Source organism: Nocardioides convexus, assembly GCF_011090295.1.
Window position 1 is genome coordinate 4,076,852 of sequence record NZ_JAAMYA010000001.1, and the last position, 25,855, is coordinate 4,102,706.

Annotated in this window: 27 protein-coding genes and 13 pseudogenes; 25 read left to right on the top strand and 15 right to left on the bottom strand. The window is 71.5% G+C overall.

Annotated features, from left to right (window positions below):
* Positions 1–24: 24 nt before the first annotated feature.
* Together G5V59_RS30285 and G5V59_RS30290 are read right to left on the bottom strand one after the other, a co-directional pair.
* Positions 25–243: a hypothetical protein gene (locus G5V59_RS30285; RefSeq protein WP_278258938.1), complete on the bottom strand. Its 219-nt coding sequence runs from the start codon at positions 241–243 to the stop codon at positions 25–27.
* A 111-nt stretch (positions 244–354) separates the two neighbouring features.
* Positions 355–495 (bottom strand): hypothetical protein, encoded by a 141-nt coding sequence (locus G5V59_RS30290; RefSeq protein ID WP_278258939.1) that lies wholly within the window; start codon positions 493–495, stop codon positions 355–357.
* Between the two features lie 205 nt (positions 496–700).
* Here G5V59_RS30290 and G5V59_RS30295 point away from each other — a divergent pair.
* The 7 genes and pseudogenes from G5V59_RS30295 to G5V59_RS30325 form a co-directional block, all read left to right on the top strand.
* Positions 701–1,513: pseudogene (locus G5V59_RS30295) on the top strand (cytochrome P450); the annotation flags it as partial.
* Positions 1,514–1,625: 112 nt separating this feature from the next.
* A pseudogene (locus tag G5V59_RS30300) lies at positions 1,626–1,694 on the top strand (hypothetical protein); the annotation flags it as partial.
* Positions 1,695–1,767: 73 nt separating this feature from the next.
* Positions 1,768–1,902, top strand: a pseudogene (locus tag G5V59_RS30305) (cytochrome P450); the annotation flags it as partial.
* Between the two features lie 3 nt (positions 1,903–1,905).
* Positions 1,906–2,037 carry a hypothetical protein gene (locus G5V59_RS30310; protein WP_278260371.1) on the top strand — a complete coding sequence of 44 codons (132 nt, stop codon included), beginning with the start codon at positions 1,906–1,908 and terminating at the stop codon, positions 2,035–2,037.
* A 16-nt stretch (positions 2,038–2,053) separates the two neighbouring features.
* A complete protein-coding gene (locus G5V59_RS30315) occupies positions 2,054–2,896 on the top strand; it encodes an SDR family oxidoreductase (protein WP_278258940.1) in 843 nt (280 codons plus the stop codon).
* 396 nt (positions 2,897–3,292) lie between these two features.
* Positions 3,293–3,931 carry an MFS transporter gene (locus G5V59_RS30320; RefSeq protein ID WP_278258941.1) on the top strand — a complete coding sequence of 213 codons (639 nt, stop codon included), beginning with the start codon at positions 3,293–3,295 and terminating at the stop codon, positions 3,929–3,931.
* Positions 3,931–4,152 carry a hypothetical protein gene (locus G5V59_RS30325; protein WP_278258942.1) on the top strand — a complete coding sequence of 74 codons (222 nt, stop codon included), beginning with the start codon at positions 3,931–3,933 and terminating at the stop codon, positions 4,150–4,152. Before G5V59_RS30320 ends, G5V59_RS30325 begins: the two co-directional genes overlap by 1 nt.
* On the opposite strand, the gene G5V59_RS30330 is transcribed toward G5V59_RS30325, so the two are convergent.
* On the bottom strand, positions 4,149–4,811 hold the full coding sequence (locus G5V59_RS30330; protein WP_278258943.1) for a DUF4328 domain-containing protein: 663 nt from the start codon (positions 4,809–4,811) through the stop codon (positions 4,149–4,151). The genes G5V59_RS30325 and G5V59_RS30330 overlap by 4 nt on opposite strands.
* A gap of 57 nt (positions 4,812–4,868) precedes the next feature.
* On the opposite strand from G5V59_RS30330, the pseudogene G5V59_RS30335 reads away from it, so the two are divergent.
* The 7 genes and pseudogenes from G5V59_RS30335 to G5V59_RS30365 all read left to right on the top strand — a co-directional run.
* Positions 4,869–5,471 (top strand): annotated as a pseudogene (locus G5V59_RS30335) (hypothetical protein); the annotation flags it as partial.
* Positions 5,472–5,565: 94 nt separating this feature from the next.
* The gene (locus G5V59_RS30340) at positions 5,566–5,880 is read left to right on the top strand and encodes a hypothetical protein (RefSeq protein ID WP_278258944.1); all 315 of its coding nucleotides are present in this window, start codon (positions 5,566–5,568) and stop codon (positions 5,878–5,880) included.
* 284 nt (positions 5,881–6,164) lie between these two features.
* Positions 6,165–6,401, top strand: a complete 237-nt coding sequence (locus G5V59_RS38040) for a hypothetical protein (protein ID WP_341351068.1) — start codon at positions 6,165–6,167, stop codon at positions 6,399–6,401.
* A 157-nt stretch (positions 6,402–6,558) separates the two neighbouring features.
* On the top strand, positions 6,559–6,999 hold the full coding sequence (locus G5V59_RS30350; protein WP_278258946.1) for a YhjD/YihY/BrkB family envelope integrity protein: 441 nt from the start codon (positions 6,559–6,561) through the stop codon (positions 6,997–6,999).
* The gene (locus tag G5V59_RS30355; RefSeq protein ID WP_278258947.1) at positions 6,927–7,562 is read left to right on the top strand and encodes a YhjD/YihY/BrkB family envelope integrity protein; all 636 of its coding nucleotides are present in this window, start codon (positions 6,927–6,929) and stop codon (positions 7,560–7,562) included. Before G5V59_RS30350 ends, G5V59_RS30355 begins: the two co-directional genes overlap by 73 nt.
* Positions 7,559–7,795, top strand: coding sequence for a hypothetical protein (locus tag G5V59_RS30360; protein ID WP_278258948.1), 237 nt, complete (start codon positions 7,559–7,561; stop codon positions 7,793–7,795). Before G5V59_RS30355 ends, G5V59_RS30360 begins: the two co-directional genes overlap by 4 nt.
* Before the next feature lie 47 nt (positions 7,796–7,842).
* A complete protein-coding gene (locus G5V59_RS30365) occupies positions 7,843–8,454 on the top strand; it encodes a hypothetical protein (RefSeq protein ID WP_278258949.1) in 612 nt (203 codons plus the stop codon).
* A gap of 4 nt (positions 8,455–8,458) precedes the next feature.
* On the opposite strand, the gene G5V59_RS30370 is transcribed toward G5V59_RS30365, so the two are convergent.
* From G5V59_RS30370 to G5V59_RS30395, 6 genes and pseudogenes are all read right to left on the bottom strand, one after another.
* Positions 8,459–9,748, bottom strand: a complete 1,290-nt coding sequence (locus G5V59_RS30370) for an adenylate/guanylate cyclase domain-containing protein (RefSeq protein ID WP_278258950.1) — start codon at positions 9,746–9,748, stop codon at positions 8,459–8,461.
* Positions 9,749–10,055: 307 nt separating this feature from the next.
* A pseudogene (locus G5V59_RS30375) lies at positions 10,056–10,749 on the bottom strand (succinate dehydrogenase/fumarate reductase iron-sulfur subunit).
* Positions 10,750–10,804: 55 nt separating this feature from the next.
* Positions 10,805–12,739 (bottom strand): annotated as a pseudogene (locus G5V59_RS30380) (fumarate reductase/succinate dehydrogenase flavoprotein subunit); the annotation flags it as partial.
* Between the two features lie 353 nt (positions 12,740–13,092).
* Positions 13,093–13,347, bottom strand: a pseudogene (locus G5V59_RS30385) (succinate dehydrogenase); the annotation flags it as partial.
* A 329-nt stretch (positions 13,348–13,676) separates the two neighbouring features.
* The gene (locus tag G5V59_RS30390) at positions 13,677–13,997 is read right to left on the bottom strand and encodes a Dyp-type peroxidase domain-containing protein (protein ID WP_278260156.1); all 321 of its coding nucleotides are present in this window, start codon (positions 13,995–13,997) and stop codon (positions 13,677–13,679) included.
* 67 nt (positions 13,998–14,064) lie between these two features.
* Positions 14,065–14,649 (bottom strand): annotated as a pseudogene (locus tag G5V59_RS30395) (Dyp-type peroxidase); the annotation flags it as partial.
* Positions 14,650–15,273: 624 nt separating this feature from the next.
* Here G5V59_RS30395 and G5V59_RS38045 point away from each other — a divergent pair.
* From G5V59_RS38045 to G5V59_RS30420, 4 genes are all read left to right on the top strand, one after another.
* Positions 15,274–16,338: a hypothetical protein gene (locus tag G5V59_RS38045; protein WP_341351069.1), complete on the top strand. Its 1,065-nt coding sequence runs from the start codon at positions 15,274–15,276 to the stop codon at positions 16,336–16,338.
* The gene (locus G5V59_RS30410) at positions 16,317–17,099 is read left to right on the top strand and encodes a molybdopterin dinucleotide binding domain-containing protein (RefSeq protein ID WP_278258952.1); all 783 of its coding nucleotides are present in this window, start codon (positions 16,317–16,319) and stop codon (positions 17,097–17,099) included. Before G5V59_RS38045 ends, G5V59_RS30410 begins: the two co-directional genes overlap by 22 nt.
* Before the next feature lie 108 nt (positions 17,100–17,207).
* Positions 17,208–17,747 (top strand): formate dehydrogenase accessory sulfurtransferase FdhD, encoded by a 540-nt coding sequence (locus tag G5V59_RS30415; RefSeq protein ID WP_278258953.1) that lies wholly within the window; start codon positions 17,208–17,210, stop codon positions 17,745–17,747.
* Positions 17,737–18,042, top strand: coding sequence for a formate dehydrogenase accessory sulfurtransferase FdhD (locus tag G5V59_RS30420; RefSeq protein ID WP_278258954.1), 306 nt, complete (start codon positions 17,737–17,739; stop codon positions 18,040–18,042). Before G5V59_RS30415 ends, G5V59_RS30420 begins: the two co-directional genes overlap by 11 nt.
* A gap of 144 nt (positions 18,043–18,186) precedes the next feature.
* On the opposite strand, the gene G5V59_RS30425 is transcribed toward G5V59_RS30420, so the two are convergent.
* The 4 genes from G5V59_RS30425 to G5V59_RS30440 all read right to left on the bottom strand — a co-directional run bounded on the left by G5V59_RS30425 (position 18,187) and on the right by G5V59_RS30440 (position 20,704).
* The gene (locus G5V59_RS30425) at positions 18,187–19,059 is read right to left on the bottom strand and encodes an MFS transporter (protein ID WP_278258955.1); all 873 of its coding nucleotides are present in this window, start codon (positions 19,057–19,059) and stop codon (positions 18,187–18,189) included.
* Positions 19,056–19,661, bottom strand: coding sequence for an MFS transporter (locus tag G5V59_RS30430; protein ID WP_278258956.1), 606 nt, complete (start codon positions 19,659–19,661; stop codon positions 19,056–19,058). The genes G5V59_RS30425 and G5V59_RS30430 overlap by 4 nt, the downstream gene beginning before the upstream one ends.
* 63 nt (positions 19,662–19,724) lie before the next feature.
* On the bottom strand, positions 19,725–20,117 hold the full coding sequence (locus G5V59_RS30435) for a hypothetical protein (protein ID WP_278258957.1): 393 nt from the start codon (positions 20,115–20,117) through the stop codon (positions 19,725–19,727).
* Between the two features lie 8 nt (positions 20,118–20,125).
* The gene (locus G5V59_RS30440) at positions 20,126–20,704 is read right to left on the bottom strand and encodes a LysR family transcriptional regulator (RefSeq protein WP_278258958.1); all 579 of its coding nucleotides are present in this window, start codon (positions 20,702–20,704) and stop codon (positions 20,126–20,128) included.
* A 45-nt stretch (positions 20,705–20,749) separates the two neighbouring features.
* Between G5V59_RS30440 and G5V59_RS30445 the strand changes: the two are divergent.
* Positions 20,750–21,142 (top strand): annotated as a pseudogene (locus G5V59_RS30445) (DUF1345 domain-containing protein); the annotation flags it as partial.
* Positions 21,143–21,218: 76 nt separating this feature from the next.
* A complete protein-coding gene (locus G5V59_RS30450; RefSeq protein WP_278260158.1) occupies positions 21,219–21,362 on the top strand; it encodes a DUF1345 domain-containing protein in 144 nt (47 codons plus the stop codon).
* On the opposite strand, the gene G5V59_RS30455 is transcribed toward G5V59_RS30450, so the two are convergent.
* Positions 21,331–22,413 (bottom strand): glycosyltransferase, encoded by a 1,083-nt coding sequence (locus G5V59_RS30455; RefSeq protein ID WP_278258959.1) that lies wholly within the window; start codon positions 22,411–22,413, stop codon positions 21,331–21,333. The genes G5V59_RS30450 and G5V59_RS30455 overlap by 32 nt on opposite strands.
* A 73-nt stretch (positions 22,414–22,486) precedes the next feature.
* Positions 22,487–22,912, bottom strand: coding sequence for a hypothetical protein (locus G5V59_RS30460; RefSeq protein WP_278258960.1), 426 nt, complete (start codon positions 22,910–22,912; stop codon positions 22,487–22,489).
* Between the two features lie 138 nt (positions 22,913–23,050).
* Between G5V59_RS30460 and G5V59_RS30465 the strand changes: the two genes are divergently transcribed.
* The 5 genes and pseudogenes from G5V59_RS30465 to G5V59_RS30485 form a co-directional block, all read left to right on the top strand.
* Positions 23,051–23,686, top strand: coding sequence for a hypothetical protein (locus G5V59_RS30465; protein WP_278258961.1), 636 nt, complete (start codon positions 23,051–23,053; stop codon positions 23,684–23,686).
* A 123-nt stretch (positions 23,687–23,809) separates the two neighbouring features.
* Positions 23,810–24,412 (top strand): annotated as a pseudogene (locus tag G5V59_RS30470) (methylmalonyl-CoA mutase family protein); the annotation flags it as partial.
* Positions 24,413–24,836: 424 nt separating this feature from the next.
* Positions 24,837–25,205, top strand: a pseudogene (locus G5V59_RS30475) (methylmalonyl-CoA mutase family protein); the annotation flags it as partial.
* A 109-nt stretch (positions 25,206–25,314) separates the two neighbouring features.
* Positions 25,315–25,374: pseudogene (locus G5V59_RS30480) on the top strand (hypothetical protein); the annotation flags it as partial.
* A 118-nt stretch (positions 25,375–25,492) separates the two neighbouring features.
* A pseudogene (locus G5V59_RS30485) lies at positions 25,493–25,804 on the top strand (methylmalonyl-CoA mutase family protein); the annotation flags it as partial.
* Positions 25,805–25,855: the final 51 nt, after the last annotated feature.

Here is a 25,855-nt window from a genome sequence, read left to right on the forward strand (position 1 = left end):
TTATTCCGAGTGGAAGGACGCGGCTCAGGCGTACAGCCCCAGGAACGCCCGGCTGGCGGTCGCGACCACCTCGTCCGGCGACACGTCGAGCGCCCCGTCCAGCCACGCGGTGACCACCTCCGCCATCCCCCCGATGAACAGCAGACCCGCGAGCTCGTCCTCGTGTCGCGCGGGCGACGAGGAGTGCGCCTCTTCTGCGGCGAGGTGGGCGAAGTGCCGCAACAGACTCGGTACGACGCCCACGCAACCCCGGCAGGGCAGCCGCCTCGATGATGGCCACCCGCCCCTTCCGTGGGTCGGCGAGGAGCAGGCTCCACGAAGGCACCCACGGCGGCGTGGATCCGCGCGGCGGGATCAGCACCGGCGGCCTCGGCGGCAGCCAGGGTGACCGTCTCGATCTCCGAGGCGACCGCCTCCATCACCGCGGTGAGGGCGTCGTCGAGGCCGGTGAAGGACTCGTAGAAGTACCGCTCGGTGAGCCCGGCCGCGCCGCACACCGCGGTCATGGTGGTCCGCGCCGACGGGTCGGCCCAGACCGACAGTGTCGCGTCGAGCAGACGGCGGCGGCGGTCGGCGGCGCGGTCGGCCGCGCTCACGCCCTTGTAGACCCCCGACTGCACCGCCATGTCGTCAACCCTGCCACGCGGACCTGCCGAAGAGAAGGTTGACAGGATGCTCTTCCTGAATGACGCTGGGCACCATGACGACCGCGCCGGTGCTGCTCCCCACCGTCCGCCCGGGTGACCGGGGACTGCCGTTCCTGGGCCGGCTGACGGCGTACGCGAAGGACCCGGTGGCGCTGATGCGCCACCAGTACGAGACCTACGGCCCGGTCTCGCCGTTCCCCTTCCTCGGTCAGACCTACGTGATGCTGCTCGGGCCGGACGCGGTCGAGGAGGCGTTCCGCAACGCCGACAAGGCGTTCGTCAACGGCCCGGCGTGGGGCGCGATGGTGGGGCCGTTCTTCCACCGGGGGCTGATGCTGCTCGACGGCGAGGAGCACCACGTGCACCGCCGGATCATGCAGGAGGCGTTCACCCGCGACCGCCTGGCGTCGTACGTCGACGCGATGCACCCCGCGATCGCCCGCGGCGTGGCGTCGTGGCAGCCGAGCACCGACTTCCGCTGCTACCCGGCGCTCAAGCAGCTCACCCTCGACATCGCCGCCGACATCTTCATGGGCGGCGCGGCGGACACCTCGCGGGAGGAGATGGACCGCGTGAACGCGGCGTTCATCGCCTGCGTCCAGGCGGCCGCGGGGGTGGTGCGGGCGGACGTGCCGGGGACGCGGTGGGGCCGGGCGTACAAGGGGCGGAAGGTGCTGGAGGAGTTCCTGCGGCACTACCTGCCGGCGAAGCGGGCCGAGCGCACCGGCGACCTGTTCTCCGTGCTCTGCCACATCGAGACAGCGGAGGGGGAGCGGTTCACCGACGACGACGTGGTCGACCACATGATCTTCCTGATGATGGCCGCGCACGACACCTCGACCATCACCACCTCCACGATGCTGCAGCACCTCGGCCAGCACCCCGAGTGGCAGGACCGCTGCCGCGCGGAGTCGCTGGCGCTCGGCGACGCCCCGACCCTGGCCGAGCCTCGACGGGCTCACCTCACTGGACCTGGTGATGAAGGAGAGCCTGCGCCTGCGGGCGCCGGTGCCGATGCTGGCGCGCAAGACCGTCAAGGACACCACCGTCCAGGGTGTGCGGGTGCCGACGGGCAGCACGGTCGCCGTGGGGGTGCAGTACTCCCACGTGATGCCCGAGCCTGTGGACCGATCCCGAGCGCTTCGACCCCGAGCGCTTCGGGCCGGAGCGCCGCGAGGACAAGGCGCACCGCTACGCCTGGTCGCCGTTCGGCGGCGGCGTGCACAAGTGCATCGGCCTCTACTTCGCCGGCGCGGAGGTGAAGGCGATCATGCACCGCCTGCTGCGCACCCACGAGTGGCGCGTCGACCCGTCGTACGTCGCACCGCTCGACAACCACTCGCTGCCGTTCCCGAAGGACGGCCAGCCGATCGACCTCGCCCGACGCTGAGCCACCGGAGGCACCCGTGAACCTGTCCCACCTGTCCGTCATCGTCACCGGCGGCGCCCGCGGCATCGGCCGCGCCACCGTCGACCGCTTCGCCCGCCAGGGCGCCAAGGTCGCGATCGGCGACCTCGACCTCGCGCTGGCCCACCAGGTCGCCGAGCAGCACGACGACAAGGTCGCCGCCGCACGCCTCGACGTCACCGACGCCGAGTCCTGGACCGCCTTCCTCGCCGAGGTCGGCCACCTCGGCCCGTGGGACGTCCTCGTCAACAACGCCGGCATCATGCCGCTCGGCTCGGTGCTCAAGGAGCCCGAGAGCGTGGCGCGCACGATCATGGACGTCAACGTGCACGGCGTCATCAACGGCACCAAGGCGGTCGCGCCCGGGATGGTGGACCGCGGCCGGGGGCACATCGTCAACGTCGCCTCGGCGGTGGGGCGGATCGCGGTGCCGCACGGTGCGACGTACTCCGCCTCGAAGTTCGCGGTGGTCGGCTTCAGCGAGGCGATCCGCCAGGAGCTCGCGCCCGAGGGCATCGAGGTGACGGTCGTGCTGCCGACCGTGGTGCAGACCGAGCTCGCCGCCGGCGTGCCGGCCGCGCGGGGCATCAAGCCGGTCACCGCCGAGGACGTGGCGGAGGTGATCGAGCGCGCGGTCCGCAAGCCCAAGGCCGAGATGTGGGTGCCGCGCTGGACCCAGGGGCTCAGCAAGCCGACCCTCGCGCTGCCGCGCTTCGTGCAGGACGCCATGTCGCGTGCCACCAAGGCCGGAGACGTGCTCGACTCGGCCGACCCGGCCGCCCGCGCGGCCTACGAGGAGCGCGCCCGCCGGGCCGCGGAGACATCCGACCTCTCGGAATAGTGACCGTCGGAGGCCGGTTACCATCCTCCGTGACCTCCTCGCCGACGACGACCTCGACCGAAGGCCGCCCGGCGGTGCACCACTCCCGACCCGCGCTGGCGATCCTGGCGCTCGCGGTCGGCGGGTTCACCATCGGCACCACCGAGTTCATGACCATGGGTGTGCTGCCCGAGGTCGCGGACGGCGTGAAGGTGTCGGTGCCGACGGCGGGGCACATCATCTCGGCGTACGCGCTCGGCGTCGTCGTCGGCGTGCCGATCCTCGCCTTCTTCGGCGCCGCCCTGCCGCGGCGCGGGATGCTCGTCGGCCTGATGGGGGCGTACGCCGCCTTCAACCTCCTCAGCGCCGCCGCACCGAGCCTACGAGGTGCTCACCGTGGCGCGCTTCCTCGACGGCTTGCCGCACGGCGCGTACTTCGGCGTCGCGAGCCTCGTCGCCGCCAGCCTGGTCGTGCCGGAGCGCCGCGGACGGGCGGTCGCCGCGGTGATGCTCGGGCTGTCGGTGGCCAACGTCGTCGGCGTCCCGCTGGCCACCTTCCTCGGCCAGCAGGTCGGCTGGCGCACGACGTACCTGCTCGGTGGGGTGCTGGCGCTCGTCACCGTGGTGGGCGTGCTGGCCGTCGTACCGTCGCTGCCGGGTGACCCGGAGGCGAGCGGCCGCAAGGAGGCGCGGGAGTTCTTCGGCAGCCTGCAGGTGTGGCTGACGATGGCCGTCGGCGCGGTCGGCTTCGGCGGCATGTTCGCGGTGTACTCCTACATCGCCAAGACCGTCACCGAGGTGGGCGGCCTCGAGCGCGGCACCGTGCCCTTCTTCGTGCTCGCGCTCGGTCTCGGCATGGTCGCCGGCACCTGGCTCGCCGGTGAGCCTGGCCGCGTGGTCGGTCTACCGCAGCCTGATCCTGTCGGGCGCCACCGGCATCGTGCTGATGCTCGTCTACTGGCTCGCGGCGCCGCACGGCTGGCTGCTGCTGCCCGTCGCCTTCCTGGTGACCGCCACCGGCTCGGTGCTCGTGGTCAACCTCCAGCCTGCGCCTGATGGACGTCGCCGGGGGAGCGGTCACCCTGGGGGCCGCGATGAACCACGCCGCGCTCAACGTCGCCAACGCCCTCGGCGCCTGGCTCGGCGGCGTCGTCATCGCCGCCGGCCACGGCTACCGCGCCCCCGCGCTCGTCGGGGCCGGCCTGGCCGCCGTCGGCGTGGTGATCCTGCTCGTCTCCGCGACCGTGCACCGTCGCGACGTGGCTGCCGCGGCCTAGGAGCCGAGCGCCGCCTGCTGCTCCGTGGTGATCCAGCGGACCAGACGGCACCACTGCACGCAGGCGACGACGAGGGCGAGCGTCCCGATCCCCTCGACGACCGGCAGCGTCCCGACGACCTCAGGGTCGCTCGACCCCACGACCTGGGCGCTGGCGCGGTTGGAGAACAGCCAGACCAGCCAGCCGGTCCACCACAGCCCGAGGCCCGGCCGGCGCCCCGTGGTCGCACTGCCCTCGGCGACGCCGCGCACCACCTGCAGCGGGAACCACAGCGACACGATCGGCACCCACCAGGCCAGCCAGACCCAGATCGAGCCGCGCTGGTGCCGGACGCCGGGGCGGATCACCTCAGTGTTGGCGCGGGCCTGCTGGAGCCACAGGCACGTCACGACGTACGACGCGACGAGGACCGGGAGGATCAGGACGGCCAGAGCGGTGTACCAGCCGAACAGGCCCGTCGAGCCGCCGTTCTCGAGGACGTCGCGGAGGTCACGGGCCGCCGGGACCGCGGCCACCGCCGTCGCGACCTGCAGCAGCGCGACGACGACGGCCAGGACTCCGGCCACCACGGCGAGCGCGACGGGCGCCTCCCGCCCGAGCCGTCCGGGCGGACCCGGCGCTGCCGGCGGCGGTGCCCCTTCCCAGGCGTGATGCGTCATGGCGGGAGCATAGGACCGGCTCCCGCTCGTACCGCGGTTCCTGCCACAATCGGTCGCATGTCTGCCACCACCGAGCACCCGCCCGTGCCGGAGACCGCGCAGCCGGCCGCCGCCCAGTCAGGCGCGCGTCCGCGCGTGCTGTCCGGGATCCAGCCGACGTCGGACTCCTTCCACCTCGGCAACTACGTGGGCGCGGTGCGGCAGTGGGTGGACCTGCAGCGTGACCACCAGCCCTTCTTCTTCATCGCCGACCTGCACGCGCTCACCGTCGAGTGGGACCCCAAGGCTGCTGCGCGAGCGCACCCTGCGCGGCGCCGCCCAGCCTGATCGCGGCGGGCGTCGACCCGGCGAGGTCGGCGATCTTCGTGCAGAGCCACGTGCCCGCCCACGCCCAGGCTCGCGTGGGTGCTCAACGGCATCACCGGCTTCGGCGAGGCCCGCCGGATGACCCAGTTCAAGGACAAGACGGCCAAGGGCGGCGAGGGCGCGGCGAGCGTCGGGCTGTTCGCCTATCCGGTGCTGATGGCGGCCGACATCCTGCTCTACCGCCCGCACTACGTCCCGGTGGGCGAGGACCAGCGCCAGCACCTGGGTCGACCCGCGACCTCGCGCAGCGCTTCAACAGCCGGTTCAAGAAGACCTTCCGGCTGCCCGAGCCCTACATCCTCAAGGCCACCGCGAAGGCTCTACGACCTGCAGGACCCGACCAAGAAGATGTCGAAGTCCAGGCTCCTCGCCCGCCGGCATCATCGACATGCTCGACGACCCCAAGGTGACCGCGAAGAAGATCCGCTCGGCCGTCACCGACTCCGGCACCGAGGTCCGCTTCGACGTCGAGGAGAAGCCCGGCGTCAGCAACCTGCTGACGATCTACTCGGCGCTCACCGGCGAGGCGATCCCGGCGCTGGAGGAGCAGTTCGCCGGCCGCATGTACGGCGACCTGAAGAAGGAGGTCGCCGACGTGGTGGTCGACTTCGTCACCCCGTTCCGCGACAAGACCCTCGAGTCTGCTCGACCACCAGGACCACCTCCAGCAGGTGCTCGCGCAGGGCGCGGAGACCGCCGGTGAGGTCGCCGAGGCCACCCTTCGCGACGTCTACCAGCGCGTCGGATTCGTCGCCCCCACGGCGCTGCGGGCCACGGAGTCCTGATGCCGGTGATCGGCGTCGCGATCGCCATCCCGGAGCCCTGGGCCACCGAGTCTCTACGACTACCGGCTGCGGATCGGCGACCCCACCGCGGCCGGCGTACCGAGCCACATCACGCTGATCCCGCCGACCTCGGTCGAGGGGGACCTGAGCGCGATCGAGGAGCAGGCTCGCCCACGCGGCCGCCCAGGTCGCGCCCTTCGAGGTGCACCTGCGCGGCACGGCCACCTTCCGGCCCGTCTCGCCGGTGGTCTTCGTCAGCCTGGCCGAGGGGATCTCGCAGTGCGAGCAGGCTCGCCGGCGAGGTACGACGCGGGCCGCTCGCCGTCGACCTGGACTACCCGTACCACCCGCACGTCACCGTCGCCCACCACCTCGACGACCCCACCCTGGACCGTGCGTTCGAGGAGCCTGGCGGGTTTCGAGTGCCGATTCGGGGTAACTGAGTTCCATCTGTACGTCCACCACGACGAGGAGGGCTGGAGGGCGACCCGCACCTTCCCCCTGACATGAGGCTCACATGAAGGCGGTCGACCGCGCCAAGGAGCGTCTGGCTGAGTCTGCGTGCTCGCTCGTCGTTCGTCGATCACGTCCTGCGCATGCAGGAGCACTTCGGGGAGGTCAAGGGCAGCCAGCAGGCCGGTGGGGTCACCTACTTCGGCTTCCTGTCCGTCTTCCCGGTGCTGGCGCTCGCCTTCTTCGCCGTCGGCTACGTCGCCAAGGTGTTCCCCGACGCCCAGGACGCCCTCCTCAAGGCGCTCGAGCAGGTGCTGCCCGGCCTCGTCGGCAACGGCGAGGGCCAGGTCCCCCTCGACGACATCCAGAGCGCGGCGGGCGCGGTCGGGCTGATCGGTCTCGCCGGTGTGCTCTACGCCGGTCTGGGCTGGCTCTCCTCGCTGCAGACCGCGCTGATCGTGCTCTTCGAGATGCCCGAGAAGCCTCCAGCCGAACTTCGTCATCGGCAAGTTTGCGCGACCTCGTCTCACTCGTCGTGCTCGGCGTCGTGCTCATGGTCAGCGTCAGCGCGTCCAGTGTGCTGACCCGGATGTCGAAGCAGGTCCTCGACTGGCTGCACCTGGGCGAGGGCCTGGGCTGGCTGGTGACGATCCTGGCGCTGGTCTTCGGCCTCGCCGCCTCGGCGCTGCTGTTCTTCCTGATGTTCCGGATCCTCGCCAAGCCCCCGGTGCCGTCGAAGGCGCTCTGGTCGGGTGCCTGGCTCGGCGCGATCGGCTTCGAGGTCCTCAAGCAGGCTCTCCGGCGTGCTGCTGGTCAGCACCCGCGGCCAGCCGGCCTTCCAGGCCTTCGGCATCGCGCTGATCCTGCTGGTCTGGATCAACTACTTCTCCCGCGTCGTGCTCTACGCCGCCGCGTGGTCGTTCACGCACCCGCTGGCCCGAGCCGAGCGGGACGCCCGCCGCGCCGTACCCGTCTCGGTGGCGACGGTCGCCTCCCCGGACACCGGGGCCGAAGCCGAGGGGCCGGGCTGGGCCAAGCCGCTGGCCGTCGGTGCCGCGCTGGGCACGGTGGTCGGCGCGAGGATCGGCCGGGGGCGTCGTACCTGAGGGCGGCGGGCCTGGGGGAGTCTGGGAGGATGGGCGCGTGAAGTTCGAGCGCAAGCACGCCCTCCTGCTCCTGGCCGTCGCGGCCTGGAACGTCATCACCTTCGGCAACTTCGCCAAGAACCTCTACCACGCCTACGACACGGGCGAGGACCGTGCGGCGGGCTACTGGATCGCCCACACCGTGCTGATCGTGGTGAACTTCGCGATCGCGGCCGTCCTCGGCTCGCTGGGCTGGAAGGCACTCAAGGCGTCGAAGGCCGACGCCTCGGTCTGAGCCTCCGGGCTCAGGAGGTCCCCGTGCGGACGTCCTACGGTCGTCGCATGCCTCGTGTGCTCGCCGGCCTTTCCGTCCTGGCGCTCCTCCCGGCCGCCGGGTGCGGCACCGAGGACGCCGCCGACGACGGCCCCGTGCCCCTGCCCGACGCCACCTTCCAGCGGGTGCTCGGCCAGGGGGTCGACCCCGGCCTGGTGTACGCCGTCGAGCTCCCGGGTTCGAGCCTGGCCGAGCAGTCGGCGGGCGTGCTGGGCGATGCGGACTACGGCGCGACGTACGTGCCTGCGCAGGACGACCCCACCGGCCAGGCCCACCTCCGGGTCAGCAGGGGCACCTACCACACCGCGCGCTGCGGGCGCGACCCACTGCCGGAGGGCGTTGTCGCGTCGTGCGTGCCCGACGCCACCGGCTGGTACCGCACCGGCGGCGGCTGGCAGGAGTACGTCGTCGCGTCCGACGGCCACGTCCTGGCGCTCAGCGCTCCGGTGGGTGCCGTCGACCGGGCGGACCTGGTCGCGGCGGCGCTCGGCGCCCGCCGCCAGGACGGTGGCGACCTCACACCGGCGACACCGTCGTCGCCGGTCTCCCGCGGCGACCTGCCGACGACCGGCGACGGTGCGCCGATCGACCCCTACGGCACGAACCCGCCGGGCGGCTGAGCCGTCAGGACGCGCCCAGCAGGAAGTAGGTCGTCATCGGGCCCTTGCCCTTGATGTCGACCGTCTGCGGGTCGCTGAACGCGTACCGGTCCGCGAGCAGGGCGTACGTCGCCTCGGCCACCTGGATCCGGTGCGGCCGCCCGTGCGACTCCATCCGGCTGGCGGTGTTCACCGTGTCGCCCCACAGGTCGTAGGTGAACTTGCGCCGCCCGATCACGCCGGCGACCACCGGCCCGGACGCGATCCCGATCCGCATCGCCACCGGGCTGGGCCACGACGGTGAGAGCCGGTTCAGCGTGCGCTGCATGTCCAGGGCCAGGCTCGGCGAGCGAGGCGGCGTGGTCCGGGTCAGCGACCGGCAGGCCGGCGACTGCCATGTAGGCGTCCCCGACGGTCTTGATCTTCTCGATCCCGCGCTGCTCGCACAGCACGTCGAACTCGCGGAACATCGTGTCGAGCAGTTGCACCAGGCTCCTCCGGGCTGAGCGCCTCGGAGACCGGGGTGAAGCCGACGATGTCGGAGAAGAGCACGCTGACGCTGGGTGCGGAGTCGGCGATCGCGCCCTGCTCGGTGCGCAGCCGGCGGGCGATGGTGGCCGGCAGGACGTTGTGCAGCAGGCTCCTCGGAGCGGGCCTGCTCGATCTCCACCTCGCGCTGGCGCAGGTAGTCGGTGCGGCGCAGGCTTTCTCCAGGGCGTAGGCGATGAGGAGGGCGATCGCCGCCAGGCCGACCGTGGGCGCGACGTTGCGGGCGAGGGTGTCCACGCCGCCCAGCACACCGGGGAGGGTGAGGCACACCGCGACGTACACGGCCGTCATCGCGATCGCGGCGTGCATCCGCAGCCGCAGCAGGCCGACCGCGCCCAGCAGGGTGACCGTGCAGGAGGTGCGCAGGTACTCCGGCGGGAAGTCCGCCGAACGGGCCATCAGCGTCCCCAGGGCCACCAGCATCACGGTGAGCAGGCCGACGGAGGCCAGTCTGCAGGTGCCGGCCGACCCAGATCGAGCGGGTGATGACGATGCCGGCGGCCAGGAAGGTGATCGCCCCGGCGACCCGGATCAGGACCAGCCCGAGCGGGACCTCGTCGAGGATGAGGACGTCCACCACGCCGTACACCAGGGTGAAGACGGTGCCGATCGCCAGCGGGAAGCGGGCCTCGTTGAGCCCGCGCATGTCGTCGTAGACGACGAACTCGTCCTCGGCGTCCTCGTCGTCGAACTCCAGCATCCAGCGCGCCATGTGCAGCTGCGCATGACGCTCCTGCACCCACGCACGGATCGAGAGGGAGCCCACGCCCGCATCGTGGCACAACTCGAGTGGGGGGTTTCCCCCTTTGAGTCGGCACTCCCCACCCGCGAGTCGGCACTTCCCCGCCGCGAGTCGGCACTTCCCACCCTCGAGTCGGCACTTCCCCGCCGCGAGTCGGCACTTCCCACCCTCGAGTCTGTGGGTTCACCACCGACGGGCGTCGACCACGCGCTCGAGGACGGGCCGGCGCCGGCGGAAAACCAGTCCGCCACGGCCGAGGCCGTGGCGAACTGACAACTCGCGGGTGGAAAACCCCAACTCGCGGGTGGAAAACCCCAACTCGACCCGGGGGTCAGTGACCGCTCTTGAGCGCGGTACGCAGGTCCTTGTTGGCCTGGGAGATCACGTCGAGCGGGATCTCCTTGGGGCACGCGGCCGCGCACTCACCGATGTTGGTGCAGCCGCCGAAGCCCTCGTGGTCGTGCTGGCCGACCATGTCGACCACGCGCGACCAGCGCTCCGGCTGGCCCTGCGGCAGGCTCGCCGAGGTGGGTGATCTTGGCACCCATGAACAGTGAGGCCGAGCCGTTGGGGCAGGCCGCCACGCACGCACCGCAGCCGATGCAGGTCGCCACGTTGAACGCGCGCATCGCCTTGTCGCGCGGCGCCGGCACCGAGTTGGCCTCCGGCGCCGAGCCGGTGTTGGCCGAGATGTAGCCGCCGGACTGGATGATCCGGTCGAAGGCCGACCGGTCCACGATCAGGTCCTTGATGACCGGGAAGGGCTCGGCGCGCCACGGCTCGATGGTGATCGTGTCGCCGTCCTTGAACGAGCGCATGTGCAGGCTGGCAGGTCGTGGTGACCTCGGGGCCGTGCGCCTCGCCGTTGATCATCAGCGAGCACATGCCGCAGATGCCCTCGCGACAGTCGGAGTCGAACGCGACCGGCTCCTCGCCGCTGGTGACGAGCCTGCTCGTTGAGCAGGTCGAGCATCTCCAGGAACGACATGTCGGAGGAGACACCGTCGAGTCTCGTAGGTGTGCATCGCACCCTGCGCCGCGGCATTCTCCTGGCGCCAGATCTTGAGGGTGAGCCTTCACTTGTAGCCTCCTCTGCTTGAGCTCGATAGCGGTGTAGATCAGGTCTTCCTTGTGCAGGACCGGCTTGCCACCCTCGTTGGAGTCGCCGCCCCACTCCCACGCCGCGACGTAGGCGAACTCGTCGTCGTGGCGCAGCGCCTCGCCGTCCTCGGTCTGCGACTCGGCACGGAAGTGGCCACCGCAGGACTCGCGCCGGTTGAGGGCGTCGATGCACATCGACTCGCCGGTACCGATGAAGTCGGCGACCCGGTTGGCCTTCTCGAGGTCCTGGTTGAGCGAGTCGGCGGAGCCGAGCACGCGGACGTTGGTCCAGAACTCCTTGCGAAGCCTCCTTGATCTTCTCGATCGCGAGCTTGAGGCCCTCCTCGGTGCGCTCCATGCCGCAGTACTCCCACATGATCGAGCCGAGACTCCTTGTGGATCGACTCGACCGAGCGGGTGCCGTTGATCGACATCAGCCTTGGCGACGCGCTCGTTGACCGCGCCCAGCGTGGCCTGCACCTCGGGGTGGCTCTCGTCGATCTTCTCGAACGGGCCGTCCGCGAGGTACTCACGGATGGTGTTCGGGAGCACGAAGTAGCCGTCGGCCAGGCCCTGCATCAGCGCCGAGGCACCGAGGCGGTTGGCGCCGTGGTCGGAGAAGTTGGCCTCACCGGTCACGAAGAGGCCGTCGATGTTGGAGCGGAGCTCGTAGTCGACCCACAGGCCGCCCATCACGTAGTGCACGGCGGGGTAGATGCGCATCGGCACCTCGTACGGGTTCTCGCCCGTGATCCGCTCGTACATGTCGAGGAGGTTGTCGTACTTCTCCTCCACGCCGTCCTTGCCGAGGCGCTTGATCGCGTCGGCGAAGTCGAGGTAGACGCCGCGACGGACCATCTTCTTGGTGCCGTCGGCCTGGACCTCCTCGATGGCGGGCCCGACGCCGCGACCCTCGTCGCACATGTACTTGGCCGCGCGGGAGGCGATGTCACGGGGGACCAGGTTGCCGAAGGAGGGGTAGATCCGCTCCAGGTAGTAGTCGCGGTCCTCCTCCGGGATCTCGCGCGGGTCCTTCTCGCAGTCCTCGACCTTCTTCGGCACCCAGATCCGGCCGTCGTTGCGCAGCGACTCCGACATCAGGGTCAGCCTTCGACTGGTGCGCGCCCGAGATCGGGATGCAGGTCGGGTGGATCTGCGTGTAGCAGGGGTTCGCCATGTAGGCGCCCTTGCGGTGCGCCCGCCAGGCCGCCATCACGTTGGAGCCCATGGCGTTGGTCGAGAGGTAGAAGACGTTGCCGTAGCCGCCGGAGGCGAGCACGACGACGTCGGCGAGGTGGGTCTCGATCGCGCCGGTGACCATGTCGCGGGCGACGATGCCGCGGGCCTTGCCGTCGACGACGATGAGGTCGAGCATCTCGTGGCGGGTGAACTGCTCGACGGTGCCGGCCGCGACCTGGCGCTCCATGGCCTGGTAGGCGCCGATCAGCAGCCTGCTGGCCGGTCTGGCCGCGCGCGTAGAAGGTGCGGGAGACCTGCACGCCACCGAACGAGCGGTTGTCGAGCAGACCGCCGTACTCACGGGCGAAGGGGACGCCCTGGGCGACGCACTGGTCGATGATGTTGGCCGAGACCTCGGCCGGGCGGAAGACGTTCGACTCGCGCGAGCGGTAGTCGCCGCCCTTGACCGTGTCGTAGAAGAGGCGGTACGTCGAGTCGCCGTCCTCGCGGTAGTTCTTGGCCGCGTTGATGCCGCCCTGGGCGGCGATCGAGTGCGCCCGGCGCGGGGAATCCTGGTAGCAGAAGGACTTCACGTTGTAGCCGGCCTCGCCGAGCGTGGCGGCGGCGGCGCCACCGGCCAGGCCGGTGCCGACGATGATGATGTCGAGCTTTGCGGCGGTTGGCCGGGTTGACCAGGCGGTTCTCGAACTTGCGGGTGGTCCAGCGCTCCGCGATGGGACCGGTGGGAGCGTGCTGGTCGACGAGCTTTGTCGCCGAGCTCGTAGTAGCCCGCGGCGTCGTCGGAGGTCTGCACCGACGGCTCGTTGGTCGGGGTCAGACCGGGGAGGTAGTGGGTTCCTGCAGCCATGTCGTTGGCCCCTTACTTCTCGATGATGCCGACGAGGACGGACAGCGGAACCAGCGAGAACCCGCCGGCGACCACGATGGCGACGACCCAGCCAGCCGCGCGCGCCCGGGCGCGGGAGGTGGCGGAGTTCGTGAAGCCGAGGGTCTGCAGAGAACCTGAACGTGCCGTGGTGGAGGTGGAGACCGAGCGCGACCATCGCGACCAGGTAGATGATCGTCATCCACCACGTGTCGAAGGTGTCGACGACCAGCGCGTACGGGTTCTCACCGCCGGTGTCGCCGTTGCTCGGGTTGATCTTGACGATGGTGAAGTTGAGCAGGTGCCACACGATGAACAGCAGCAGCGTCAGCCCACCCCAGCGCATCGTGCGCGAGGAGAGCGAGGAGCCGCGGTTCCGCTTCACGGCGTACTGCACCGGGCGGGCCTTGGCGGCACGGCGCCACAGCGCGACCGCGCAGGCGACGTGGACGACCAGTGGCGACGATGAGGCCGACGCGCAGGATCCAGAGGAAGCCCTCGTAGGGGAGCATCGGCGTCCCGAGCTCGCGCAGGTGGTGCGCGTACTCGTTGAACTTCTCCTCCCCGGCGAACGCCTTGAGGTTGCCGTACATGTGCCCCAGCACGAAGGCGATGAACAGCAGGCCGCTCAGGGCCATCAGGATCTTCAAGGCGATGGTCGTGCGGGCTGCTCGAGAGCCCTTGACCAATTCAGGTCGCGTCGTCGTTGCCACGGGGGGCCACGCTACTCCCGCTACCGACCGGTAGGTGACCCGGATCATGTGAGATATGCACGTAAGGCAAGCCTTACCCGCGACTCAGGCTCGCGTCGGCCGCCGCGTCGAGGAAGCCCGCCGGCGGGACGAAGTAGAGGTTGCCCGTGACCGCGGTCGAGAAGTCGAGCACCCGGTCGTGGTTGCCCGCGGGCTCGCCCACGAACATCCGTCGCAGCATCCGCTCGGTCACTGCGGGGTCCCGGGCGTAGCCGATGAAGTAGGTGCCGTACTCGCCCGCACCCACCCGGCCGAACGGCATGTTGTCGCGGACGATGACGTGCTCGGTGCCGTCCGGGTCGACCAGCGTCGTGAGGGCGACGTGGGAGTTGCTCGGCTTGCGGTCGTCCGGCATCTCGATGTCGTCGGCCTTGCTGCGGCCGATGGCGAGTCTCCTGCTGCTCCACGCTCAGCGCCTTCCAGGCGGTGAGGTCGTGGAGGTACTTCTGGGTGATCACATAGCTCCCGCCGGCGTACGACGCGTCCTCGTCCCCGACGAGCACCGCCGCCCGGCGCTCCTCGCCCTCGGGGTTCTCGGTGCCGTCGACGAAGCCGAGCAGGTCGCGCTGGTCGAAGGAGCGGAATCCGTGGACCTCGTCCTCGACGACCGCGGCGCCGTCGAGCCTCCCGGTGACCAGGCTGCGCCGACCGAAGCACAGGTCGAGCCGGTGCGCCCGGATGTGCAGCAACAGGTCGCCGGGGGTGGCGGGTGCCCGGTGGATCGCACCGGCGACCTCCTGGAACGGGTGCAGCCCGGCCGGGCGGGGCCGGTCGAAGAGCCGCTCCCACGCCTGCGCGCCGATGCCTGCGACACAGGTGAGGTCGCCCTCGGGGATGCGGAAGCCGACCGAGCGGCGCAGGCCGCCGAGGTCGGCCAGCAGGTCACGGACCCGGCCGTCGGTGTCCTCGCCCTCGACGAGCCGGTAGGTCAGGAAGATCGCCGACTCGGTCAGCGGGGCGAGCACGGCCTGGGGCGTGGGGGCGGGCACGCCTCGATGATCGGTCATCGCCGCGCCGCGCACCAGGCACGCGGCGATCGATGCTCGTTATCGGCCGATGCGTGATCGGTCTTTGACGCCTCAGGGTCCGGGGGGCACGCTGGAGAGGGCGGTCGCGCGCGGTGCGGGCGGCCGGGAGCCGGGACCAGGAGAGGTGCGAGGCGAGGATGCGGTCGAACGAGGATCCCCAGGACGACCTGAAGGTCACCCCTCCGAAGGACTGGGCCGCCGGCGTGCCGGCCGTGGCGCACGCGATGGAGTACGCCCTGGCCCAGGCCGGGCCCCGTCGTACGGCCCTGACGCTGCTGAACCTCAACCAGGCCGAGGGCATCGACTGCCCGGGCTGCGCATGGCCGGACCCGAAGCACCGGCACACCAACGAGTACTGCGAGAACGGCGCCAAGCACGTCGCGGACGAGGCGACCACGAAGCGGGTGACGCGCGAGTTCTTCGCCGAGCACTCGATCGCCGACCTCGACCAGGCCTCCGACATGTGGCTCAACCACCAGGGCCGGCTCACCGAGCCGATGGTCAAGCGCCCCGGCGGCACGCACTACGAGCCGATCGGCTGGGACGAGGCGATCGGGCTGCTCGCCGACGAGCCTGAACGGCCTGGCCTCCCCGGACGAGGCGATGTTCTACACCTCCGGACGCCTCAACAACGAGGCCGCCTTCCTGCTGCAGGCTCTTCGCCCGCTCCTTCGGCACCAACAACCTGCCGGACTGCTCGAACATGTGCCACGAGTCGAGCGGGTCGGGGCTGGGGGAGACCCTCGGCATCGGCAAGGGCAGCGTCTCCCTCGACGACATCCACTCCTCCGACCTGGTGCTCGTGGTCGGCCAGAACCCGGGCACCAACCACCCGCGGATGCTGAGCGCGCTGGAGGAGACCAAGCGCAACGGCGGCAAGGTCGTGGCGATCAACCCGCTGCCCGAGGCCGGGCTGAAGAGGTTCAAGAACCCGCAGAAGCCACGCGGTGTGGTCGGCCGCGGCACCGTCATCGCCGACCAGTTCCTCAAGATCCGCCCCGGCGGCGACCTGGCCCTGTTCCAGATGCTCAACAAAGTTCGCTCATCGAGGCCGATGAGGCCGCGCCCGGCACGGTGCTGGACCAGGAGTTCATCGCCCGCCACACGACCGGGTACGACGAGTTCGCCGCCCACGTCCGGACGCTCACCTGGGAGCACGTCCTCGCCGCGACCGGTCTGTCCCGCTCCGAGATCGAGGAGCTCGCCCGGCGCGCGATGAACAGCGAGCGGATCATCGTCTGCTGGGCGATGGGCCTGACCCAGCACCGCCACGGCGTGCCCACCATCCGCGAGATCGTGAGCATCCTCCTGCTGCGCGGCAGCATCGGCAAGCCGGGCGCGGGCGTGTGCCCGGTGCGCGGGCACAGCAACGTGCAGGGCGACCGGACGATGGGGATCTGGGAGCAGATGCCGGACTCCTTCCTCGACCGCCTCGGCGCGGAGTTCGGCTTCGACCCGCCGCGGGCGCACGGGGTCGACTCGGTCGCCGGGGTGCGTGCGATGCGCGACGGCCGGGCGAAGGTCTTCGTCGGCGTCGCGGGGAACTTCGTGCGGGCGATGTCCGACAGCCTGGTCACCGAGGCCGCACTGCGGAGCCTGCTCGATGACGGTGCAGATCTCCACCAAGGCTCAACCGCTCCCACACCGTGGTCGGCGAGACCGCGCTGATCCTGCCGACGCTGGGCCGCAGCGACCGCGACGTGCAGGCGAGCGGCGAGCAGTTCGTCACCGTCGAGGACTCGATGAGCGAGGTGCACCAGTCCCGTGGCCGCCTGGAGCCGGCGTCCCCCCACCTGCTCAGCGAGGTGGCGATCCTGTGCCGGCTGGCGCGGCGGGTGCTCGGTGCGGGCAACCCGATCCCGTGGGAGGACTTCGAGGCCGACTACGCCCTGATCCGGGACCGGATCGCGCGCGTCGTACCGGACTTCGAGGACTTCAACGCCCGGGTCGCCGTCCCCGGCGGCTTCCGGCTGCCGAACCCGGTGAACTCGATGACCTTCCGGACGCCCAGCGGCAAGGCCGTCTTCGTGCCCAACGACCTCGACATGCTCGACCCGCCGCCGGGCCACCTGGTGCTGCAGAGCCTGCGCTCGCACGACCAGTGGAACACCATTCCCTACGCCCCGAACGACCGCTACCGCGGCATTCACGACGCGCGCCGGGTGGTGCTGGTCAACCCCGACGACCTCACCGACCTCGGGCTCGCAGACCGCGACCTCGTCGACATCGTCAGCGTCTGGACCGACGGCTCCGAGCGCCGTGCGGACGGCTTCCGCGTGGTGGCCTACCCGGCGGCGCGGGGCTCCGCGGCGTCGTACTACCCCGAGACGAACGTGCTGGTGCCCCTCGACAGCGTGGCCGCGGTGAGCAATACCCCGACCTCCAAGGGCGTGATCGTGCGGTTGGAGCCCGTTGGCGCTGCAGGCTGACCTCGACACCGCCGTGACGCGCCGCGGGGTCGGGGCGGGCGTCGCCGCCGCGGCGCTGGTGCGCGGACGAGGAGTCGTCGACACGGAGAGAGGACTGCGATGGGACGGGTGACCAGCCGGCGCCGGGTGCTGCGGATCAGGGACGGGGTCCTCGACCAGCGTCCGGACACGCTCGCCGCCGAGGAGCCGATGGAGATCCGCGTCGGCGGACGGGCGCTGACGATCACGATGCGTACGCCGGGGGACGACTTCGACCTCGCCGTCGGGTTCCTGGTGAGCGAGGGCGTCGTACGCTCCGCCTCCGACGTGCTGACCGCGCGCTACTGCGCCGGCGCCACCGACGACGGCAGCAACACCTACAACGTGGTGGACGTGGCACTCGACCCGGCCCTGCCGCCGCTGGACCTCTCGCTGGAGCGCAACTTCTACACCACCTCCTCGTGCGGGCTGTGCGGCAAGGCGAGCCTCGACGCCGTGCGCACGGCGAGCACGTGGTCGGTCGCCGAGGACCCGTTGCGGGTCGCGCCGTCGACGCTCGCGCTGCTGCCCGAGCGGCTGCGGGCCTCGCAGAGCGTCTTCGACCGCACCGGCGGGCTCCACGCGGCCGCACTGTTCTCGGCTGAGGGAGAGCCTCCTCGTGCTCCGTGAGGACGTCGGCCGCCACAACGCGGTCGACAAGGTGATCGGGCACGCGGTCCGCGGTGGCCTGCTGCCGCTGCGCGAGACGATCCTCATGGTGAGTGGCCGCGCGTCCTTCGAGCTCGTCCAGAAGGCGGTGATGGCGGGCATCCCGATGCTCGCCGCCGTCTCCGCGCCGTCCTCGCTCGCCGCCGACCTCGCCGAGGAGAACGGCCTCACCCTGGTCGGCTTCCTGCGCGGTGCGTCGATGAACGTCTACGCCGGCGCCGACCGCCTGCTGCTGGAGACGCCCGTCAGCCCGTGAAGAGCCTTGAGGGCGGCCTTGACGGAGCCTGAAGATCCCGTAGGCGAGCGGGAGGCAGACCACGGTCCAGGTGACCGCGATCCGGGTGCGCTGGCTGCCTGCTGCGTGCTCGCTGGCCATGTGCGGAGTCCTTTCGGTGGAGGGTCAGTGCCCGGCGTCGACGGCGTCGGTGACGGCGTCCTGCTCGTGGAAGCGCTCCGCGACCGGCTTGATGAGCAGGTTGGCGGCGAAGCCGATCGCGAGGATGCCGACCATGATGAAGAGGCCGAGGGAGTAGTCCGTCGCCGTCAGCACCTCGATCGTGTCGGGCTGCACGACGCCGTCGACGGTCTGCCCGGCGAGCGGGTTCGGCCCCTGGACGGGCTCGCGGGAGTCGAGCACGCCGTTGATGATGAGCGGCCCCAGGACTCCCGCCGTGGACCAGGCGGTCAGCAGCCGGCCGTGGATCGCGCCGACCTGGAAGGTCCCGAAGAGATCGCGCAGGTACGACGGCACGGTGGCGAACCCGCCGCCGTAGAAGGACACGATGACCATGCACACGAGCACGAAGAGGGCGGTGGAGGTCCCGGCGAGCCCGGAGGCCAGCGCCAGGTAGAGGACCATGCCGGCGCCGAGGAACAGCACGTAGGTGGTCTTGCGGCCCAGGTAGTCCGAGGCGGTCGACCAGCCGAAGCGGCCGGCCATGTTGGCGACCGAGAGCAGCGCGACGAAGCCACCGGCCACGACCGCGGCGCCGGCCGCGTCGTCGGCCAGGGTGGAGACCCACAGGCCGTCGGCGGACTTCTCCCGGAAGAAGTCCTGGATGGTCGGCTTGGCGTTCTCCGGCAGCCCGATGCCGGCCGTGACGTTGCAGAGCAGGACCGTCCAGAGCAGCCAGAACTGCGGGGTCCTGATGGCGTTCGCCGCCGAGACGTGGTTGCTGGTGACCAGCGCCTTCTGGGTGAGGCTCGACGGGTCGTAGCCGTCGGGCGCCCAGCCCGGCGCCGGGACCCGGACCAGGAAGACGCCGATCATCATGAAGCAGAAGTAGGCGACGCCGAGGGTGAGGAAGAGCCTTCATCACCTTGTCGCCGTCGGTGCCGCCGTAGGTCTCCAGCAGACTTCGTGGACAGCGGCGAGGCGATCATGGCACCGCCGCCGAAGCCCATGATGGCCATGCCGGTCGCGAGGCCCGGCCGGTCCGGGAACCACTTGATCAGCGTGGAGACCGGCGAGATGTAGCCGAGGCCGAGCCCGATGCCGCCGATCACGCCGTACCCGAGGTAGACGACCCACAGGCCGAGGGAGCCGCCGATCGCGATGCCGCCCGCCGCGACGACGAAGCCGGCCGCCCAGCAGCAGGCCGCGACGAACATCGTCTTGCGCGGGCCGTTGCGGTCGACCCAGGTCCCGAAGAGGGCCGCGGAGATCCCGAGCATCACGATCGCGATCGAGAAGATGAAGCCGATCCGCGTGTGGCTCGCGCCGAAGTGGTGCTCGAGCTGGGCCTTGTAGACGCTGGTCGCGTAGGCCTGACCGATGCACAGGTGGATCGCGAGCGCCGCCGGCGGGATCAGCCAGCGGCTGTAGCCGGGCGGCGCGACGGTGTGGGCGCGATCCAGGAACGAGAGCGCAGCCACGGCGCACCTGCCTTCCACGACTCGGGACGTGCCGGGACGAGGCGGCCCGGACCACCCGTCAGTCTACGAAGGAGATGTGACGCACGTCAAAGTGCGTCTGTTCATCCGCCGATAGCCAACGGCTATCGCGCCCGCGCGTCGGGGATCTCGTCCAGCACCCGGGTGAGGTCGACCCCGCGCGCGGTGTCGACCAGGGCCTGCGCCAGCAGCGACTCCGGGCCGTGCCCGGCGAGCACGAGCCCCACCTGGTAGGTGCGGCGCGGCTCCGGCGAACTCGATCACCCGGATCCCGTGGGGGACGCCGAAGGCGGGCAGCCAGGTGTGCGGTACGACGCTGGAGATCCCCATCGACGACACGTGCGCGTAGATCGCGGAGATGGTGTCCGTCTCGACCACGACGTGGCTCTCGACGCCGGTCTCCGCCAGGTGGCCGTCGACGATCCGCCGGTTTTGCATGTCGGTGGTCAGCAGGCACAGGCTCGGCGCGCGCGGCGTCGGCCCACGACACCGCCTCCCTCTCCCCGTGCTCGCCGTCGAGCGGCGTGAGGAAGAGGTAGCGCTCGCGGTAGAGCGGCACCACCCGCACCCGGCCGAGGGGCTCGCCGTCGACGTAGGTCATGCCGACGTCGATGTCGAAGTCGTTGAGGCGGCGCACGATCTCGCGCGAGGACATCGACGCGAGGTGGAAGCCGACGTTGGGGTGGCGCCGGCGCAGCGGGGTGGTCAGCAGCGAGGAGACGCTCAGGGCCGTCGGGATCGCGCCGATGCGCAGCGTGCCCGAGAGCCCGCCCTGCATCTCGGCGAGGCCCTGCTCCAGCATCGCCCGCTCGGCGAGCGTGCGCTGCGCCCAGTGCAGCACCTGCACGCCCTCGGGGGTGAAGCCCTCGAACCGCTGGCCGCGCTTGACGATGTGGACGCCGGTCTCCTGCTCCAGCCTTGCGGACGCCGGCGGACAGGGCCGGCTGCGTCACGTGGCAGGCCTCCGCGGCCCGTCCGAAGTGCTCCTCACGGGCGAGCGCGGTGAGGTACTCCAGCCGCCGCATGTCCACCGGGCATGAATACCACGCGTCCGCCGTAGGGTGAGCGCGATGAAGCGCCCCACCCTCGTCCCCTCCGCCTGGCCGCGGCTGCTCGCCGCGGTCGTGGCCGGCGCGCTCGCCGGGCTCGCCGGGCCCCTCGTCGGCATCGCGGCCGCCGCCGCGGTCTTCGTCGTGCTCGGGTGGAGCGTGCTGTGGCCGATGGACGCCGACGCGACCCGCGCCCGGGCGACCCGCGAGGACCTGCGCCCGGCCGTCGACGAGCTGGTCGTCGCCGCCGCGGCGCTCGGTGGCCTCGGCGCCGTCGTCGCGCTCCTGCTCGACGGGCGCCACGACGCGAGCCGGCTGGACGCCGCCGTCGGGCTGGCGGCCGTGCTGCTGTCGTGGGCCTCGCTGCACCTGATGTACGCCGCGCGCTACGCCCACCTCTACTACTCCGACACACCCGGCGGGATCGACTTCAACGGCACCGAGCCGCCGTCGTTCCGGGACTTCTTCTACTTCAGCCTACAACCTGGGGATGACCTACCAGGTCTCCGACACCGCGGTGCAGAGCGCCGCCGTGCGGGCCGTGGTGCTGCGGCACTGCCTGCTCTCGTACCTCTTCGGCGCCGCGATCCTGGCGACCGCGATCAACCTCGTGGTGGGGATCGTCTCGGGCTGAGCCTCAGGCGGTCGCCGGCACCGGGAGGTGCTGCGCGACCAGGCTCGTCGACCGCGTCGGTCCAGGTGCGCGCCGTCATGCGCGTGCGGGCCGCGGCGCCCATCAGGTGACGGTGCGGGTCCGCGGCCACCGCCGCGACGGCGCGGACCAGGTCGCGCGGGTCGCTCGCGTCGTACAGGACACCGGTCTCGAGGTGGGACACGACGCTGCGCGCACCGCCGGCCCGCGGAGCCACCACCGGTACGCCGGACGCGGCCGCCTCGCGCACCGCGTGGCAGTCCGTCTCGTGCTCGCCCGGGTGCACCAGCACGTCGAGGGTGGGTACGGCGACGGTCAGGTCGCCGATCGACAGCGGGCCCGTGAAGCGGGCGCTCGGCAGCCGGCGGGCCAACCACTCGCGCTCGGGTCCGTCGCCGATCACCACCAGGCGGGTGCCGGGGACCTTGGCGAGGTCCGCCAAGCGGCGTACCCCGGCGGCCTTGTGGAGGCCCCCGACGTAGCCGACGACGATGCGGCCGCCCTCCCGGGACTTGGCCTTCGACCAGGACGCGTGCAGCCACGGGTCGCGCAGGGTCGGGTTGAACGCACGGGTGTCGACGCCCGGCTCCCACAGGTGCGCGGCGACGCCGGGCTCCGCGGCCCGCTCGACCATCCACGGCGAGGTGACGAGCACCCGGTCGGCCCGCTCGGCGATCTTGGCCCGCCAGTAGTCCGCGGCCAGGTCGAGGACCGCGGACTGCTCCACGGCGAGGGTCGGCACCCCGAGCCGGGCGGCGTGCTTGAGCGCCTTGCGGCCGACGTTGCGGGGGAGTGGACCTGGACCACGTCGGCCTCGAAGGACTCGATCGCGTCGCGCACCTGCGCGCCGGTCGGCTCCAGCGGACGCACCCGGACCACGTCGCAGCCGCGGTAGGCTCGCCAGCCCCGGCCCCGGCGCGACGATCCGCACCGCGTGGCCCAGGTCGACCAGCCGGTCGACGGTCGCCTTGAGCGTGGTCGTCGTGCTGTCGACCGCGGGGTAGAAGGTCTCGGTGGCCAGGACGATCCTCATGGGACCACCGTGGGCGCCGTACCTTGCCGGAGTCGGAGGTGGCGGTGTCCGGCGGGTGAATGCCGGGAGGCGGTCAGCCCTCCGGGTCCGGCTCCCCGCCGACCGTGCGTGGCGGCGTGTCCCCCCGCGCGATCGCGCCCGCCACCGCGCGGATCCGCTCGCCGCTGGCCCGCCAGTCGCCGGACGGCGCGTCCCACCAGATGGTGAAGCCGCGGCGGGCCTCGATGGTCCAGTGGCGGCCGAGCAGCACCCGGGCGAGCACGGCGAAGGGCAGGAGCAGCAGGAGCAGCAGCGAACCGGCCGCGACGACCAGCGAGAAGGCGATGAAGGGCAGCGCGAGGATCAGCAGGACGATCGCGATGATCGCGCTGATCGGATCGTCCCCGAGACCCGTGGCCAGGTCGAGCGGGCCGCTGTCGATGCCCTTGAGCCGACGCCGCCAGGGCACCCACCGACGGGTCACCCGCCACGTCTGCCCGCCCGGATCGCGCACCTTCACGGAGCGGAACCTACCTGGCGGTAGCCCGGAGATTGGTCACACCTCGCGGCAACCGGCGCGGTCGCAGATAAAGTCGACCCTCGTGACTGACTCGCCCCTGACGCTGGCGCAGCCCGAGGACGCGCATTCGCGCGCCGAATGGGAGGCCGCCACCGCCGCCGTGCTGCGCAAGACGCGCAAAGCTCGGCGACAACGACCCCGACAGCGCCGTGTGGGACAAGGCTGACCCGGACGACGCTCGACGGCATCGGCATCACCCCGCTCGGCGAGCCGGGCGGCCCGGCCACGCCGGTGCGGCCGAACCGCCAGGGGGCGTGGGACGTGCGCAGCCTGGTGAGCGGCCCGGACGCGAAGCTCGCCAACGAGGCGGCGCTGGTCGACCTCGACGGTGGGGTGACGAGCCTGTGGCTCGCCGCGGACGAGAGCACCGACGTCGCCACCACGCTCAAGGACGTGCTGCTCGACCTGGCGCCGGTCGTCCTCGACGCGCCGTCGGCCACGACCGCGGTGGCCGAGGCCTTCCTCGCGCTGCCCGGTGACAAGCACCCCGACTGCAACCTCGGCGTCGACCCGCTCGGCGCGATGCTGCGCGAGATCCCGCTGGCCGTCGACGACGCCGTCGCGGAGCCTGCAGACCCTGGTGCGCAAGGCCCGTCAGCACGACCTGCGCGCGATCGTCGTGGACGCCACGGCCGCGCACGACCTCGGGGCCAGCGACGCCCAGGAGCCTGGGCTGGTCGATCGCCGTCGGCACGGCGTACCTGCGCTGGCTGACCGACCACGGGCTGTCCGTGGACGAGGCCGCCGCCCAGGTGGACTTCCGCTACGCCGCCACCGACGAGCAGTTCCCGACGATCGCCAAGCCTGCGCGCCGCCCGCATCCTGTGGGCCCGCGTCCTGGAGCTCAGCGGCGCCTCGGCGGGCGCGACCGGCACCCAGCGCCAGCACGCGGCCACCAGCCGGCCGATGCTCAGCAAGTACGACCCCTACGTCAACATGCTGCGCGGCACCGTCGCAGCCTTCGCCGCCGGCGTCGGCGGCGCGGACGCGGTCACGGTGCTGCCCTTCGACAGCGCCAACGGCCTGCCCGAGGGCTTCGGCCGCCGGATCGCGCGCAACGTCAACCACCTGCTCATCGACGAGTCCCACGTCGCCGCGGTGGCCGACCCGGCCGGCGGCGCGTACGCCGTCGAGAAGCTCACCGCCGACCTCGCCGAGGCCGGGTGGGCGGAGTTCCAGCGCCTGGAGCAGGAGTGGGAGAGCGGGCACGACTTCGACGCCTTCCGCGCCCGGATCGACGCCGTCGTCGCGCAGCGGGAGACCGACATCGCCCGCCGCAAGCGGCCGCTGACCGGCGTGAGCGAGTTCCCGAACCTCGCCGAGACGCTGCCCGAGCGCGCGCCCGACCCCCTCAACGACCGGGTACGACGCTACGGCGCCTCCTTCGAGGCGCTGCGCGACGAGCCGGCCGCCCAGCCGGTCTTCCTGGCCACGCTGGGCACGATCGCCCAGCACACCGCCCGGGCGACCTTCGTGAGCAACCTGTTCGCCGCCGGTGGCATCGGCGTGGAGATCGCCGGACCGACCGCGGGCGTGGACGAGCCTGGTCGCGGCGTACGCCGGCCAGCCGGTCGTGTGCCTCGCCGGCACCGACGCGGCCTACGAGGAGTGGGGCGCGGACGCCGCGGCCGCGCTCCGCGAGGCGGGCGCCACGCACGTGGTCATCGCCGGCAAGGGGACCGACTACGCCGACGACAGTGCCGCGATGGGCGTGGACGCCCTGTCCTTCCTCAACCGGACCCGGGAGGCTCTGGCATGACGATCCCCGACAGGCTTCGCGGGTCTCCCGCTCGCCGGCTCCGCCCCGGCGCCGGCCGCCGCGCCTGCGGAGGCCGAGCCGTGGAAGAGCCCCGAGGGCATCGACATCAAGGCGTCGTACGGCCCCGAGGACCTCGAGGGCCTCGACGCGCTCGACACCTACCCGGGGCTGAGCCCGTTCCTGCGCGGGCCCTACCCGACGATGTACACCACCCAGCCGTGGACCATCCGGCAGTACGCCGGCTTCTCCACCGCCGAGGAGTCGAACGCCTTCTACCGCCGCAACCTCGCGGCCGGGCAGAAGGGCCTCTCGGTCGCCTTCGACCTGGCGACCCACCGCGGCTACGACTCCGACCACCCGCGGGTGCGCGGCGACGTCGGCATGGCGGGCGTGGCGATCGACTCGATCTACGACACCCGGACCCTCTTCGACGGCATCCCGCTGGACCAGATGTCGGTGTCGATGACGATGAACGGCGCTGTGCTGCCCGTCCTCGCGCTCTACATCGCCGCGGCCGAGGAGCAGGGGGTGAAGCCGGAGCAGGCTCTCGGGGACCATCCAGAACGACATCCTCAAGGAGTTCATGGTCCGCAACACCTACATCTACCCGCCGGCGCCGTCGATGCGGATCATCTCCGACATCTTCGCCTTCACCAGCCAGCGGATGCCGCGCTTCAACTCGATCTCGATCTCCGGCTACCACATGCAGGAGGCCGGGGCGACCGCCGACCTCGAGCCTGGCCTACACGCTGGCCGACGGCGTGGAGTACATCCGCGCCGGGCTCGAGTCGGGGCTGACCATCGACCAGTTCGCGCCGCGGCTGTCCTTCTTCTGGGCGATCGGCATGAACTTCTACATGGAGGTCGCGAAGATGCGCGCGGCCCGGGCGCTGTGGTCGCGCCTGGTGCGCCAGTTCGACCCGCAGAACCCCAAGTCGCTCTCGCTGCGCACGCACTCGCAGACCTCCGGCTGGTCACTCACCGCGCAGGACGTGTTCAACAACGTCGGGCGCACCGCGATCGAGGCGATGGCCGCGACCCAGGGCCACACCCAGTCGCTGCACACCAACGCCCTCGACGAGGCGATCGCGCTGCCGACGGACTTCTCCGCCCGGATCGCGCGC